Origin of the sequence: Neolewinella agarilytica, from assembly GCF_900110645.1 — a bacterium.
Classification (GTDB): Bacteria; Bacteroidota; Bacteroidia; order Chitinophagales; family Saprospiraceae; genus Neolewinella; species Neolewinella agarilytica.
This window is the reverse complement of the sequence record NZ_FOFB01000037.1, coordinates 14,156-28,602: the sequence shown is the minus strand read 5'-3', so window position 1 is coordinate 28,602 and position 14,447 is coordinate 14,156. Positions and strand designations below refer to the sequence as shown.

Annotated in this window: 11 protein-coding genes; 4 read left to right on the top strand and 7 right to left on the bottom strand. The window is 51.6% G+C overall.

The window, feature by feature from the left end; genetic code table 11:
• Window positions 1-10: 10 nt before the first annotated feature.
• The 6 genes from BM123_RS22145 to BM123_RS22120 all read right to left on the bottom strand — a co-directional run bounded on the left by BM123_RS22145 (window position 11) and on the right by BM123_RS22120 (window position 7,305).
• A complete protein-coding gene (locus tag BM123_RS22145) occupies window positions 11-1,048 on the bottom strand; it encodes a hypothetical protein (RefSeq protein ID WP_139212052.1) in 1,038 nt (345 codons plus the stop codon).
• Between the two features lie 226 nt (window positions 1,049-1,274).
• Window positions 1,275-1,799: a GrpB family protein gene (locus BM123_RS22140; RefSeq protein WP_090173040.1), complete on the bottom strand. Its 525-nt coding sequence runs from the start codon at window positions 1,797-1,799 to the stop codon at window positions 1,275-1,277.
• Between the two features lie 270 nt (window positions 1,800-2,069).
• Entirely contained in the window at window positions 2,070-2,825 is a 756-nt protein-coding gene (locus BM123_RS22135; RefSeq protein WP_090173037.1) for a LytR/AlgR family response regulator transcription factor, read from the bottom strand.
• A 73-nt stretch (window positions 2,826-2,898) separates the two neighbouring features.
• On the bottom strand, window positions 2,899-4,101 hold the full coding sequence (locus BM123_RS22130; protein WP_090173035.1) for a sensor histidine kinase: 1,203 nt from the start codon (window positions 4,099-4,101) through the stop codon (window positions 2,899-2,901).
• A gap of 34 nt (window positions 4,102-4,135) precedes the next feature.
• Window positions 4,136-4,789 carry a transposase gene (locus BM123_RS22125; protein WP_139212050.1) on the bottom strand — a complete coding sequence of 218 codons (654 nt, stop codon included), beginning with the start codon at window positions 4,787-4,789 and terminating at the stop codon, window positions 4,136-4,138.
• 104 nt (window positions 4,790-4,893) lie between these two features.
• Window positions 4,894-7,305: a TonB-dependent receptor gene (locus BM123_RS22120; RefSeq protein ID WP_090173031.1), complete on the bottom strand. Its 2,412-nt coding sequence runs from the start codon at window positions 7,303-7,305 to the stop codon at window positions 4,894-4,896.
• A gap of 199 nt (window positions 7,306-7,504) precedes the next feature.
• Between BM123_RS22120 and BM123_RS22115 the strand changes: the two genes are divergently transcribed.
• The 4 genes from BM123_RS22115 to BM123_RS22100 all read left to right on the top strand — a co-directional run bounded on the left by BM123_RS22115 (window position 7,505) and on the right by BM123_RS22100 (window position 12,136).
• Complete coding sequence (locus BM123_RS22115; RefSeq protein ID WP_090173029.1) at window positions 7,505-9,316, top strand: T9SS type A sorting domain-containing protein; 1,812 nt, start codon at window positions 7,505-7,507, stop codon at window positions 9,314-9,316.
• A gap of 407 nt (window positions 9,317-9,723) precedes the next feature.
• Window positions 9,724-10,014, top strand: coding sequence for a hypothetical protein (locus BM123_RS22110; RefSeq protein WP_090173027.1), 291 nt, complete (start codon window positions 9,724-9,726; stop codon window positions 10,012-10,014).
• Between the two features lie 6 nt (window positions 10,015-10,020).
• Window positions 10,021-10,590, top strand: coding sequence for a DNA-3-methyladenine glycosylase I (locus BM123_RS22105; RefSeq protein WP_090173025.1), 570 nt, complete (start codon window positions 10,021-10,023; stop codon window positions 10,588-10,590).
• 118 nt (window positions 10,591-10,708) lie between these two features.
• Window positions 10,709-12,136, top strand: coding sequence for a T9SS type A sorting domain-containing protein (locus BM123_RS22100; RefSeq protein ID WP_090173023.1), 1,428 nt, complete (start codon window positions 10,709-10,711; stop codon window positions 12,134-12,136).
• A gap of 183 nt (window positions 12,137-12,319) precedes the next feature.
• Here the strand turns inward: BM123_RS22100 and BM123_RS22095 are convergent, their stop codons facing one another.
• The gene (locus tag BM123_RS22095; RefSeq protein ID WP_139212048.1) at window positions 12,320-14,266 is read right to left on the bottom strand and encodes a histidine kinase; all 1,947 of its coding nucleotides are present in this window, start codon (window positions 14,264-14,266) and stop codon (window positions 12,320-12,322) included.
• Window positions 14,267-14,447 lie beyond the last annotated feature (181 nt).

Genomic DNA, 14,447 nt, shown 5'->3' with positions numbered 1-14,447 from the left:
ACCGTACACTTTATCCGCAATTACAATTGTCATCACAGCTCATCGTTTGCAGTTCTTTCTCCGCATTCTCGTACCAGGTTTTTTCTACAGAATATTTCTCCGGGTCATTTACCAGGTATGCCTGCGCCAGATAGTTTTTCCGGTACCGGCATAAAGATTCAAAGTATTTCTGGCGATCGGCGGCAGAATTTTGCTGAATAGAACGACTGAGGTAAACCTGCGCCAATTCGAAGTGGCGCCAGGGCTGCTTCCGGGGACCGTCCGAAGAAAGTGCTGCAATCAGCTTCCCGTACTGAAGGGTATCCATCTGATTCATTTGTTCCGGCTGGATCAAAATTTTCACGGCCAGCTCCTGCAGTTTGCGGTCCAGGTTCTGCCCGTTCACGAACTCGACGAGGTATTTATTGGCAATGCTTTCATCAGCCTTCTTCTGAGAGATAGTAGTCTGTATCTGCTGGCGTACTTTAGAGGGAGGGGTATACATCAAACCCGTCGCCATGAGTTTTTCCCGGTCCAGAATCGGATCTGACGGGGAGCTCGGCCCAGGAGGTGTGATGGCAGGAGTTGTCGCGAAATCATCAATGTCCGATTTGTCAAAGTAGCCGAAGGTGATTTCCTGTCCGTTGTTGTTTTTTACGGCCAGCAATTTCTGGTTTCCAGCAGGTTTCAGTTTGAGGTGCGTCTCCTTGAAGAAAGCATCGGGAAAGGCTTTTGCCAGAGTATATTTTTGACCGCCAATCTCCAGTTCAATTGGCTCAGGGTTGCCATTGCGGTCCAGGGCGTAGTAACTTTTATTGGTCAGCTCCTGAAGCTCTTTCGTGAATCCGCCCTGTCCTTCCGTATCCAGATTCATGGAATGTCTCGCAAACTCAATACCCAGCGAAAGCAAAGTCATTAAAACGGCAAAGCCCATAAAGATATAAATGGACCGCAGGAAAACCGGACGAGGGTTCTCATTACCTTGCTCATTTTTCAGCAGATCGTAGACCTTGAAAATGAAAAAAATGCTGACGCCCATGGCGCCCGCAGCTAAAATTTGAGTAAGCATAATCTGAATACTGGGAGAAAATATGGGCTAATGCGCTTGGGGAGAACCCGTTTTGCGGACTCATAATGGAAAATCAAATATACGAAAGGCGGGAGAAGAGGGAGCTATTCTGCGCTGCCATCAGGGGGAATCGCAAGCCCCCCCCTCCAACTCTCCCCACGGGGGAGGGCTATTGAAAACGCTAGGCGTTTTTTAATCTAAGACTACAAATCAGTTGACTTTACGATTACTCCGCCACCGCCAGCACCCGCTCCACGAATTCGCGGGCACCCTCCTCTTTCAGCTTCGCATACTGCTTGCGGTCCTGCGCGGCAGCGGTAGCGATGCTGCTTTTAAGCTGAGCATATTCCTCCCGCGCCTCCTCGTTTGTCCGCAAGTAATCCCGAAAGAGGAGATGCCGGCGCAGTTCCGGATTGCCCTCCGGGCAGGCGTAGAGATGATGCTGAATCTGGTCGAGGACGGGATGGCCGGCAGAAGGCTTTCTTCGTTTGAATACCTCCCGGCCGGGGATGCCCTGATCGCCATTGTGGAAATAGCCCAGGGAGTTAAGGGCCTCAATGATGGCTTGTAAGGAAGCATCCTGGGCGTAAACGATGTCAATGTCAATGATGGGCTTAGCCGCCAGGCCGGGTACCGCCGTGCTGCCAATGTGTTCGATGCGAAGATGTGCAGGGCCGAGGGCCGTAGTGAGTAGCTCGCCAATCAGGAGGAATTGAGATGGCCACTCAGGGGAGTAGGGGAGGATTAACATGTTGTTTTTTTTTGACCGTATTTTGTAGACATCAGGGGGGCAGGCCCGTTCGGTCTTTGCTGTCAGGAGATAGCGTTTATAATACCCCGTGCTCTAACCCACCACAGCCCCAAAATGAACCCGTTTAAACTTTTTGCTGCGCAGTACTTCGTGCTCTGAGCTGGCCGCTCCGAAGTCCTGGTTTTTCCTGGCAAGGTGCGGAAACTGGAGTATAGCCAAAGCTACATGACAATTTTTGGGTTCAATACCAAAGAATCAAAAAACCAAGTCCTAAGCCCCCATCCATTCCTTACAGGCTTTCACCCGTTGCCGGCTCACAATGTTTTCGTTTTCGCCTTTGGGGCTGAGCTCCAGTACGAGGCGGTGATTGAAATAGGGCTGGATTTTTCGGATGGAGGAGGCGTGTACGATCTGAGCGCGGTTGATGCGGAACCAGTCTTTGGGGTCGAGCTCTTCAACAATGCGGTCCAGGGTATCATCGAGGATCAGCCGCTGTCCGGTTTCGGTAAGGGCGAAGGTGAGCCCGTCGGAGGAGTAAATCTGTCGGAGGTTTTCGACCCGGACCGGAAGCCATTCAGAGCCCTTCTGGGCCAGAAACCGTTCCCGGTAAGAAGGCTGCCGGCCTTCGATCAGGGCGGCGATGCGCCTCCAGTCCTGCTGCAGGGGAGGATGGCTGAGACGGTTGAGCTTATCGAGCGCCCGCTCTAAATCTGCCGTTTCGATGGGCTTTAGGAGATAATCAATGCCATTGACCCGGAAGGCACGAATACCATATTGGTCATAGGCCGTCGTGAAAACAATGGGGCACAGGCAGGGCGTTGTTTCCCAGATGGAAAAGGCCAGCCCGTCCGCCAGGTGGATATCACTGAAAATAACATCAGGATGGGGCATTGATTGCAGGGCGCGGACGCAGGATGCAATGGAATCCGTCGAAAAAGCAATGCTAAGTTGCGGACGGACCTCCGCCAGTAACTTGGTGAGCCGGCGGAGGGCCGGCGGCTCGTCTTCTATGATCCAGGCAGTCATGAGTGAATGGGGGAATGAGTGAGTGAGAGAATGGGCAGGTTCCGGGTAGCCCTGCGAGCCGGAGAGATGGTGCTTAGCCCGTACGTCGTTCTTCTGCCAGTTCCCGAACTTCAGCGGGTGGTAAAATGGGGAGGGAGACGCTATAGTTGTCTTTGGTCTTTCTGATGACTACCGGGCGGAACGATATAGAGGAATAGCGACTTTTCAGGTTGTCATGCCCCCAGCCGGTAGAACTCATTTTCCGATTACGGAGGTTAAGTTTGTTGCTAACGGTCACCCGGTCTTCTCCCAGTGTAATATCGATCTGTAGCGGGTGCTCATTGCTGACGGTATTATGCTTAACAGCGTTTTCCACCAGCAGCTGAACGGAGAGCGGGACAATCAGGTGATGTGTCAGGTGAGGAGGAATAATCGGCAAATCTCTGCTCTCCTCCTCCTTACACTGCACCTGCGCCAGCGCCCCCCATTGAGCTTGCTGAAGCATCACCTGTTTCATCGTCTCTTCGCTCAGGTGCCACTTCACGATCAGCTTGTCCTCAAAACGGGTCTGCATCAGAAAAATATAGTCCTGCAGAGCCGTCAACTCCTCCACCAGCGGAATCATCTCTTTATGTCGGTATTCCAGAATTCGGCGGTAAACCGCCGCCAGCCGCTGGGTGAACAAGGTGGCCTTTTTACTGTCTTCCGGAATGACATTGACCAGCGTGTTGAGGCTGTTGAACAGAAAGTGAGGGTTCATCTGCTGCTTCAATACGGCCAGCTGGGTTTGCATGTTCTCCTTGGCCAGCTGTTCCTGCTGCAGCTGGCTCTTCCGGAGTTTAGTGAAAAACCAGGCCGATTCGTACATCGCCAATACCATGAGGCAAAGCGTGTAGGTCGTACTTATTTTAAAGACAAACTCCTGCTCGCCCCAACCCACCTGGGCCAACATCGGGATACACTTAAGAATAAGGTCCGAAGTGCCCAGTTCCAGCAGTATCACGGAAAAAAAGGCGAAGCCCGCAATCAGAAGTATACGCTTGGTAGTGTCTTTTTCACCAGGCAACCAGGACCGCAACCGGATAACCCAAAAACGATTGATCAGCCAGTAAAAAACGGTATACCCGGTACCCACCCAAAAACAGACGAATGACAGGTGAACCGGAATGTCCGTCTTGCCACTGGAGAATAGCAGGAAAGCCATAAACGATACCAACGGAATACCGATCAGCGCCGCAATTCGATCGTCGAATCCGAGGTATTTGATGCGTTCGGCTTTGGTTAGGAAGAGGTTCATGTTTTTGTTTGGGTGGAGGACCTCCAGGTCCGATTTATTCACCGCCGAAGAGTGAAGAAAAATCAGGGTTAAGATACGTATGTGGCCAGTCTTTCCAATCTTTGATCAAGCCTGCGGTAACTGGATTATTTAAGACATACCACATTACGGTGTTAAACTTTCCAGTACGAACTCGCCGGTCAAAATAATCGGGCTCCCAGAAACTGTTGAAGGTTTTATTCAGGAGCTTATTGATTTTTCGCGCAGTAAATCCTTTGTGTGATTTCATGACGGCCGGAAGAGAACTTTCTTCAGTGCCGTCGGGCGCCCGGATTATAGCGTGTACGTGATTGCTCATTACACAAATAGCGTACACATAGATAAGGCCACGCTCCTGCATGTTTAACCAGGAGTCCAGCACAATTTTTGCGAGATCAGGCCTGCTTAAATGACGTGGGCCGGGAGTGTTTTTGTTGTGTAATGCCTTCTCAACGGCCAGTTCATATCTTGCATTTATCTCATGTTTTTCTTTAAAACTAGTCTCCTGCCGTAGATGATCCGGTAATCTAACTAAGTCCTCCGCTAACAAGGAAAGTTGCTGGTCACGTTGAAAGGTTAGATTTGCTAATTCGCTTTTGGGGACGCTACCGAATAAGCGATAGCTTATGTGGTAAGGGAATTGCGTCAGGTTGTCATGGATGCGGGCCACAGAGAATTGAGTTTGATACAAAATAGGAAAACTCTTGGGATGAGGACCTTCAGGTCCGATGGCATTTGGTTTGGGTCGGACCTGGAGGTCCTCCGCCCATCCTGCTAAAACTGCACCCGATACTGAAAGTCCGGAAAGAAGCCCGACTGCAGCACCGTATTCACCTCGCCCGTTACGGGGTTGAAGCGCTCCTGGAAGATGTTTTCCCGGTTTGTCAGGTTCTGAAAATCAATGAAGAAGCTCTGGCTGAATTTTCGGGTCGCGCTGTTGAGCTGCACGCCGAACTTCAGGTCGGTGCGGAAGTAATCCGTATAGCGCTCGGTGAAGGCCAGGCTTTCGTCACGGACGTCAGTTTGCAGCTCCCGGCTGGCTTCCAGGTCAACCGGGCTGTAGTAGCGGCCACCGCTACCGGTCACCTTGAGGTTGATCGTGAAGCGATGTTGTTGCTGCTTGCCGAAGGCCCACTCCCGGCCCGCCAGCAGGTTGGCTACATAGTTGTTGTTGAAGGCCGTATTGCGCTCAACACCGTCACTACCGCTGTATTTGCTCTCAAAGAGAGAGCCGGTGAACAGCAGATACCAGTTGTTGGCGAAGTAATGCTCCAGCGTCAGCTCCACACCATAGTTGGTGCCCGTGCCGTCGTTGACGAGGCTGCCCCGCTCGGGGAACACGAAGTCAGCGCCGGCGTTAAGAATCGAAAAGGAGGAAGAAAAGTTGTCGACCGGAATATTACTCAGATTCTGGTAGTAAACTTCCGTCTTCAGGCGCCAGTTAGGGGCGAAGGCCAGGTCACCACCAACGACGTAATGATCAGCGGTGAGGAAGCCAAGATTCTGGTTGGCGTCGGGGCTGCCGGTCGTTAGGTCGCGGAAGAAGAAGACGGGCAGCGCGGGCGTCTGGTTATGGCGGCCGTAGCCAGCGGTGAGGGTCAGCTTTTGGCTTGCCTGGTAGCGGAGGCCCAGGCGGGGCTCCAGGGCAAAGGCGTCGGAGAGGCTGAAGTACTGGGCATGGAGACCGGCATTAACGGTCGCTTTTTCTCCCAGGCGATACCGCAGCTGCCCGAAGGCCTGATAGAGGCCAAAGGCACCGTCAAAGTCCCGAAGGCGGAGCAAATCCCGTACCCCGTCACCGTCCAGATCCGGGGAGCCATCGCGGTCATCGACGGTGGTAACCAAGCCAATGGATTCGAGCTGAACCCCGGTGCGTACGGTCAGCCGTTTGTTGATCTTACTGTTGAGGTAGGTCTTCAGGCTGTAGCGGGTGGTTTCATCGTCCACCTTAGTGGTCAGCAGGTCATCTTCTCCCAGGTCATTGAGTTCGTTCACCCGGAAGTCTCCCCCCTGGATGGAACCGCTGATCACGGTTCTGATGTAAGTGTCGTCTCCCGTAATGAGGTTGTGCCGCAGACCAAGTACGCCAAAGTAGGAATCAGCGTAGGCGTTTTCTCCCGGATTGGCGAACAGGTCCGTAGAGTCTGTCTCCGTACCCAGAAAGTCGATGTTGCTCGTGCCACCAATCCCGAAGAGGGAGAATTTCCCGGCTTTGGAGTTGCCGAAGTCGACGTTGAAGGTCAGGTCCCGGTAGTCGGGTGTAGCGTTGGTGCCGATGGGTATACCGATGGCTTCGGCGAAGCCGACGAAGCTGTTGCGAAAGCTGACCACGAAGCTGCCACCATTATCGTTGAGGGGGCCTTCAGCCATGGCTTCCAGCCCGGAAAAAGTCCCGAGCTGCGCCATAAACTCGTAGCGGTCGCGGTTCCCCTTGCGCAGGTTGAGGTCGAAAACTCCGCCGATGGCGTTACCGTATTCTGCGGCGAAGGCGGAGGTCGCGAAGTCGGAGTTGCCGAGCATGTTTGGGTTCAGGGCGGAGACCGGGCCACCGGTGGTGCCCAGCGTGGAGAAGTGATTGGGGTTTGGAATGGGGATGCCTTCGAGTTGCCAGAGTAGCCCGGCGGGGGAGTTGCCCCGGATAACGATGTCGTTGCGGCTATCGTCCGAAGTGGCTACGCCCGCCAGGTTGGAGGCCATGCGGCTCACGTCGGCGCGGCCGCCGGCGAAACGGTTAACACTCTCAGCCGTAAAGGTCTGGCTGGAGACGGTAGCCATCTCATTGATGGCCTCACCAGGCTTGGTTTTAGCTGTCACCGTAACGGCGTCGAGCCGGGCAATACTTTCCTCGAGGCTGAGATTCAGGATGGTCTCTTTACCCGTGGTGACGAGCACGTTGGGCAGGTTGCGGCTTTCGTATCCGAGATAGCTCATCCGGAGAGTATGCCGGCCGGGTGGGATGTCCGCCAGGGAAAAGTAGCCATCAAGATCCGTCGTCGCTCCGCGGCGGGGCTCCACACTAACGAGCTCGACCGTGGCGCCGATGAGCGGCATCTCTGACTGCCCGTCAATAAGTTGCCCCTTAATGGTTTGGGCGGATAGCGCAATCGACAACGCCAGTAATAAAACCAGTACCAGAATGAGTTTGCTAATCAGGTTCGCACGGTGAATGGGGTAAGGCTGTGGCATTTTCTTTGGTTTTTTGTTCGACACAAAGAAGGGCAGGGCGCGGCCGCAGGTGCAAGGGGGAGTTAGGTGAAGCGTCGTTTTGGCGGGGTGAGTTGTTGTACGCACCAAAAAGCCATACCCCAGCCAAAATAAGGGGATATGCTCATCGCAGGACTAAACCTTCCAGTGGTGGCGAGGTCCAAACATAAACACACTCCGTATGACCAAAAGAACTACCCAACTATACCTGCTGCTCACAATACTCGCCGTTTCAAATTTCAGCCACGCACAAGTAAGCACTCAATTCGGCCCCGATGGCTACGTAAGAATCGAAGAAGGCTCTGGCGGCTTTGTTGCGGACCTCGATGCCGGCGATCGCTTCAGCCGGGACCACGACGTTATTGGTGATGTGAATGGGGACGGAATTCTCGATATCATCATTGGTGCCCGCTCAGATGATGATGGGGAAACGGATGCCGGTGCAGCCTACATTGTTTTTATGAACAATGACGGCACGGTTCAGGATAATCAGAAAATATCCATGCTGGAAGGCGGCTTTAATGAAACCTTAGTCAGCGGCAATTTTTTCGGCTACGGTGTGGCGGGAATCGGAGATTACAACGATGACGACATTCCGGACGTAGCCATGTCAGCGCCTTCTTCGGCGAACAGAGCCTTGTATATCGTCCACCTCAACCGGGATGGAACGGTCCAAAGCTTCGTCAAAAACGAAGGTATTATCGCGCAGGGGCTCTCCGCCATCGGTGACCTGAACAAAGACGGAAAAATTGATCTGGTGGCCTGCAACCCTAATTCAAATACAGGTGGGACTAACCGGGGTTCCATAGACATCTTGTTCTTCGACGAAGACTCAGAGGTTATGCCCAATAGCACTGTCACCATTGGTTCTGACACCGGCGGCTTTGGCGAAGGCTTGCTGAATAACGATCGTTTTGGCGGAAGGGAAGTGGCCATGCTCGGAGACATAGATGACGATGGCACGGAGGAGATGGCCGTAGGCGCATTCATGTCTGACGGCGGAAAAGGAGCGGTCTGGATTCTTTCCCTTGACCCGGACAATTTTAACGTAGTCTCCAAATTGAAAATAACGGAAGGATTAAATGGCTTTGAGGATATCTTGACAACCGGCGCAAACCCCAACGGAACCGCGGGTGCTCAATTTGGCCACGCCATGTGTGCGGCCGGTGATCTTAACGGCGATGGCACCATTGACCTGATCACGGGCGCCAATCAACAAGGTCTGGGTGATCTGTACATCCTATACCTTAATGCTGACAAAACAGTGAAAACCTACACTAAGGTTGATGAGGTCGAAGGTGGCTTTGACCTGATATTCGATGCTGGCGATGAAGAACGTTTTTCCCGTTCTCTCTCCTTCGTTGGAGACTTACGCGGCGACGGAACCATTGCCGTAAACGTCGGCGGAGGCGTAGGCCCCGGAGGCACCGGAACCATGTATCTGTTATTCTTTAAACCCTGCGGCTTCACCCAGGAGCCCGGCTTTAATCATTGGAACCGGGGTAATACACTGTTCACCAATTGGAGCCACCCGGATCAAATGCTCACCAGCGACTCGCTGACTTTTGAACAGTGTACGTTCAAGGCTTTCGAGACGGACGCCGCTTACATGACCTACAACTTCAATGACGGAAGATGTATCTGCAAAGATTCTACCGCAGTTTTAACCGTCAGTACTGAATTAAGCACTGCCTTTACGAATGAGTGTTTTAGTGGCTTGGTTTCTACTGGAAATGGGAATCCTGGCTTTGAGAACAACGCCTTCGTGTATCCGAACCCAACCCGTGATGAATTGATGTTTGAGACTACGCATACCTCATTTGGGGAGGAGGACAGGCTGCAGGTTTATTCTATTTTGGGGAGGCAACTCTTCTCCGCTGGTTTAACTTCGCAGCGAACGGTGATTGACCTGTCCAGCTACCCACCAGGGGCTTACGTTTTGGTGGCCAGTATTAGTGGGGTGTCGAAGGCGTTTAAGGTTTTGAAGGAGTAACGTCGGCGGTTTTGACCGCTTGAATATGACGGCAAACGATGGATATTGCCCGTGGTAATCTCAAAGGCAGGTCGACCACTTGCTGACTATTCTGAAATTAGGCAGATGAGTTTTTTTGTTCGTGTAGCTGGTAGTGGCGCAGGGCAATACCCAGGGTAATCGCAAGCTCACCGGACGCTCAAAGGAACTCAACTGCTCCGCCTCCGGCTACGTGATTGAGTACGCTTCGAGGTCCTGAAACTGGACGTTAGGACCTCGAAGCGTTCGTTTCCGGAGCGTAGCGTAGGATAAACGATCCTTTGAGTGTCCGGTTTCTAGCTAGCGATTGCTCTGGGGCAATACCATCCCTCTTGGTATTTGGGCTTAGAAAAGCCGTAAATTCCCACCCGACTACCAAAATTTGAAGTATGAACAAACCCCTAAGATTAAGGAAAGGAAGAATAAAAAAGAAAGTAGGCAAATTTGAGTACTTGGTAGAGGACATGTTCAATCAAGAGATTATTAGCATGACCTTGTCGGGAAAAATTAAAATGCAAGTTTATAATCTTAAGGTTGGGGAAGAAGTTTACGTAATTACCTCCCCCTTTGAGCCAGGTAGAGGTCGGTTACCATCGAAATCTGCTTTTAAAATGGATAACAATCTCTTTGGTCAAAAGCTCGAGTTGGATAGAAAACAGGAGGAAAAAGAGACAGAATAATACCCCATGAAAACCAAGTGTACCTGGTGCGTTGACCACCCCCTCGAAGAAATCTACCACGACGCCGAATGGGGCTTGCCGGTGCACGATGATCGGCTGTTATTTGAAATGCTCACCCTGGAAGGTGCTCAGGCGGGCCTGAGCTGGACGACGATCCTTGTTAAGCGGGAGAACTACCGTAAAGCGTTCGACAATTTCGTGGCGGAGAAGATAGTGAAATACGGCCCGGAGAAAGTGGAGGCGCTCCTGCAGGACGCCGGTATTGTAAGGAACCGGCTAAAGATCAACTCAACGATCACCAATGCGAAAGTCTTTCTCGACGTGCAGAAGGAATACGGCTCTTTCTCGGAGTATATCTGGTCTTTCGTTGACGCTAAGCCCATCCAGAATGCCTGGGCCACTGCCGGAGAAGTACCCGCCAAAACGGAGTTGTCCGACCGTATGAGCAAAGCCCTCAAGAAGAAAGGCTTCAAATTCATCGGCTCTACCATCTGCTATGCTTTTATGCAGGCCGTGGGTATAGTGAACGACCATACGACAGATTGCTTCCGGTATGAGGAGATAAAGAAGAAGTAAAGACACTGCTCATTTATTCCTTCGCTTGCACCAGCGCTCCGGCGCCCAAACATGCTCTTAGTTGTAACTTAGCTCTCTCCATTCCAAACCAACCACCCCAAGCGGGGTTATAAGCCATATGAAAAGACTATTACTCCCTCTCCTTCTTGCGTTTTCTTGTGTAGTTTCTGCCCAGGAAGTTATTAGTGCCGAAGCTCAGACAAAGTCCATTAAGTTCGTTCTTGACCTGGTGATCCCGATCGGGGTTAAATACGACGTTAATAACTACAAAATCACCTACACAACCACTGACGCTTTCGGACAACCGGATACGGTTACGGGGCTGCTGAGCATCCCGGACAACGACGAGTTCGTCCGTCCGCTGGCCGTTTATAACCACGGCACCATCGCCAGCCGGGAGCTGGCGCCCAGTGTGGAGGGCGTTCTGGAGCGCTTTATCGTACAGGGGATGGCCGGTAACGACTTCATCGCCATGGCACCCGACTATCTTGGGCTGGGAGACAGCGACGGGCAGCACCCTTACCTCCACGCTGATACGGAAGCGAGTGTTGGCCGGGACATGATCATCGCCGTAAGAAAATGGCTCGATGCCGAAGGGATTCGCTACAACGATCAGGTTTTTGTTACGGGTTACAGCCAGGGCGGCCATGCCTCTGCGGCCCTTCACGAGCGGCTGGAAGCTGACCTGGACGATGGCATTGAGGTTACTGCCGCGGCCCATTTATCCGCACCTTTTGACATCGTGGTGCCAACCCCTGAGGTCCTCGGTATCCGGAATGCTCCTCCCGTTCTCCTGGCTTTCTTTAATCACACGCTGATCAGTTACAACTACGTGTATGACCTCTATGGTGGGGTAGAAGGCTTGTTCGTAGAGCCTTACCTGACGCAGGCGCAGCTTTTTCTGGCAGAAGAGCTCGATGTATTTGGGCTGGGTAATGCGCTCGATTCTCTCCTGCGGTTGGACAACGCCGTTCTCGGCGCGATGTACACCGACGAATTCCTGACGGACGTGCTGGACGGTGACCAAACCCTGATCCAGTCTTTTGAAGCTAACGATGTTTTCAATTTTGCCCCTGTTTCGCCCACCCTCATTTACTACTGCAATGCGGACATGACGGTCGACCCTGCTAACTCAATTCTTGCTGACTCCGTAATGCGCAGCCTCGGCGCACTGGAAGTTACGCTGGAAGATGGAGGAGCACTCGACCACGGTGACTGTGCCATCCCGGCCGCCCTTCGCGCCATTGCTTTCTTTCAGGGCTTTGCCAATATTTACAGTGTCAGCCTCGGCGAGCCTGCTAACAGACCCGACCTGACACTGGTGCCCAATCCCGTATCCGCCGGTGATGTGTTATGGATGAATGGCCTTCCGGCAGGAACTTACGAATACACGATCTATGACATCAGTGGTCGGCAGGCAGCTCTCGGGCAAAGCTCGGCCAATGGCCGGATCACTCTGCCTAACTCCCTGCCCAAAGGCTGGAATGTCCTCCGCATCGGCCTTGAAAACGGAAGTTCGGTCGTGCGACGGTTTCTGGTGGAATAGTTTCCTGAGAGGTATGGCACAGAATCCTCCTTTATGAAAACCTTCCCGTAAAGTTTGATGACTCTAATCCAGCGAGTCAAAGACGGTGAAGTTTCGTTACCGCCCTCCAAATGGCTTAGCCGATTGGAGGGCGGTTTCTGTTGTGGGAAGGTAAACTGCACTAGTGCGCTAGCCCAACCAAGATCAGAAGCTGGCGTTAATGATAGGCAGATAGAGCGTCACTTGCGTCCCACAGGCTTTTTCATCAGCAAACAAATCAACGGTCGTGAAAGACTTCATGGGGTAACCTAATCGCTCGAGCGCTTTAAAGCGCTTCTTAAGGTTGTCAGTACTGATGGATAAATGTTGTTCTTTCTCCTGTTTACTAATCTTTGCGGAGGCTTTTCTTCCAATCCCGTTGTCGGTTACCACACAGCAGACGGTGTCATCCTGTAAGCTTAAGGCTACGGAAATAGTACCCTTTTCTTTTAATCCTGCCAGGCCATGAACAATGGCGTTTTCTAAGACGGGCTGTATCATCATGGCTGGAATCCTGGGGTTAAGGGATGAGAGCGCTTCTTCTGTTTCGATCGTATAACTAAAGCCATCTCGAAATCGTAGTTGTTCGAGATCCAGGTAATTCTGTAGTAAAGCGATTTCGTCTGATAATAATATTTCAGGCTTTGAGGTGGTATTGGTAATTGCCCGGAGAAGACCGGAAAACTTACCGATATACTCGTAAGCGCTAAAGGGGTCAGCCTGTAAAACCTGGTTCTGGATACCATTTAGTGCATTGAAAACGAAGTGGGGGCTCATCCGGGCCTGTAGGAAATGTAATTGTGCTTCGGCGATTTCCTTTTGCTGATGGGCAATCCGCGACCGCAGAGAATAACGGATGCTAAACGTAATGCCCGCAATGGTAAGGATCGTGAGTATGACGAAACTGATCATGGCGGTACGCTGATTTTTTTCGTGCTGTTGGCGAAGGATCTCCTGCTCCTTTAGCTCGGCGATTTCCTGGTCTCTGATTTTAACCTCATAGGATTCCCGGACAGTCTTTAACTGTTTGTTGGCTTCTTCCCCCGTAGTTTCTTCTTCCAGCCGATGAAACTCCTTAAGATTAGAGAGGGCTGCCGCCAGGTCTCCCTTATTTTCCGCCAGTAAAGCTTTTAATTCAATACAGTCGATCTCACCACGTTCGTTACCGACGGCAGCCGCCATTTCGCAAGCGCGGTCTACGTGGTAGTTAGCTTCCACTACATTATTCTTCCCTAAATGGGCACGGGCAAGGTTGTAGTGAAGTAGTGACTTGTTTTGCCTGGCGATATTATCAAACCTCCCTTTATCCCATCCGGATAGCATTTCGATAACTGCAGTATACTCGGATTGCTTAAGATTAATATTCGCCATATTGTTCAGGGAAAGCCACTTCATCCCTTCATGGCCTACGGCATCACTTATCCGATAACTTTCCTTGAAAAAGGTAAGAGCCTGTTCGTATTCTTCCTTTTCACTATAGACGTTTCCCAGGTTGAGCGAAATAGCAGCTTCGAGTCGCTGATCTTCTAAAGTTTCATTTATTTCCTTTGCCTGCATCAGGTAGTCCTTTGCCTGATCCATATTATTCGAATACTGATAGGGCAGAGAGAGAGCATTAAGGGACCAGCCAATGGCTGAGGAATCGTTTTTTGTAGTGGCAAGTTCCAGCCGGTACTGTAGTGCCTGAGTAGATTTAGCATAAGCACTCAGCTCTACGTATTTCATGCCCGCAATACCGGCATTAAGTATCGCCGGGTTTATGGAGTCAGCCGTTTCATAGGCGGAGCTTGCCAATAGACTAAGGTCCGCAGATTTCTCTCTTTCCTCTTTTTGCTGAGCAACAGCGGCCTGCCTGTCATAAGTTACGGCGAGGGCATAGTGGTTCCCATCTTCCACAAAAACCCTTCTGGCAGAATCCAGAAAACCCTCCGAGCCAAGCAGTGTGCTGTCAGGTAATGATTTAACCTGAAAGAGTAACGGAGCACTACTGAAGGATTCACCCGGGCCTTGGGAGAAGGCATAGTTTACTGCCTTCTCATCGCTACAGGCAAGAAGCGCGAAAAATGAGAAAAAGGCAGATATTGTGCTAATTCTTAATGGTAAGTGTGCCAATTAAGAGGGTAAGTTTAAATTTGGAATGAGAGGCAATACTGACTAAATGTAAGAAAAATAAGGTTAGCAGAAGACAGGAGAATGGGATTGTGTGAATAACAAATTGCACAAACGGCTGTAAAAAGCCTCTCGACATTTCGGCAAGCTCAGTGCATCGCTTCGCCCTCCACAGGGACGGGCT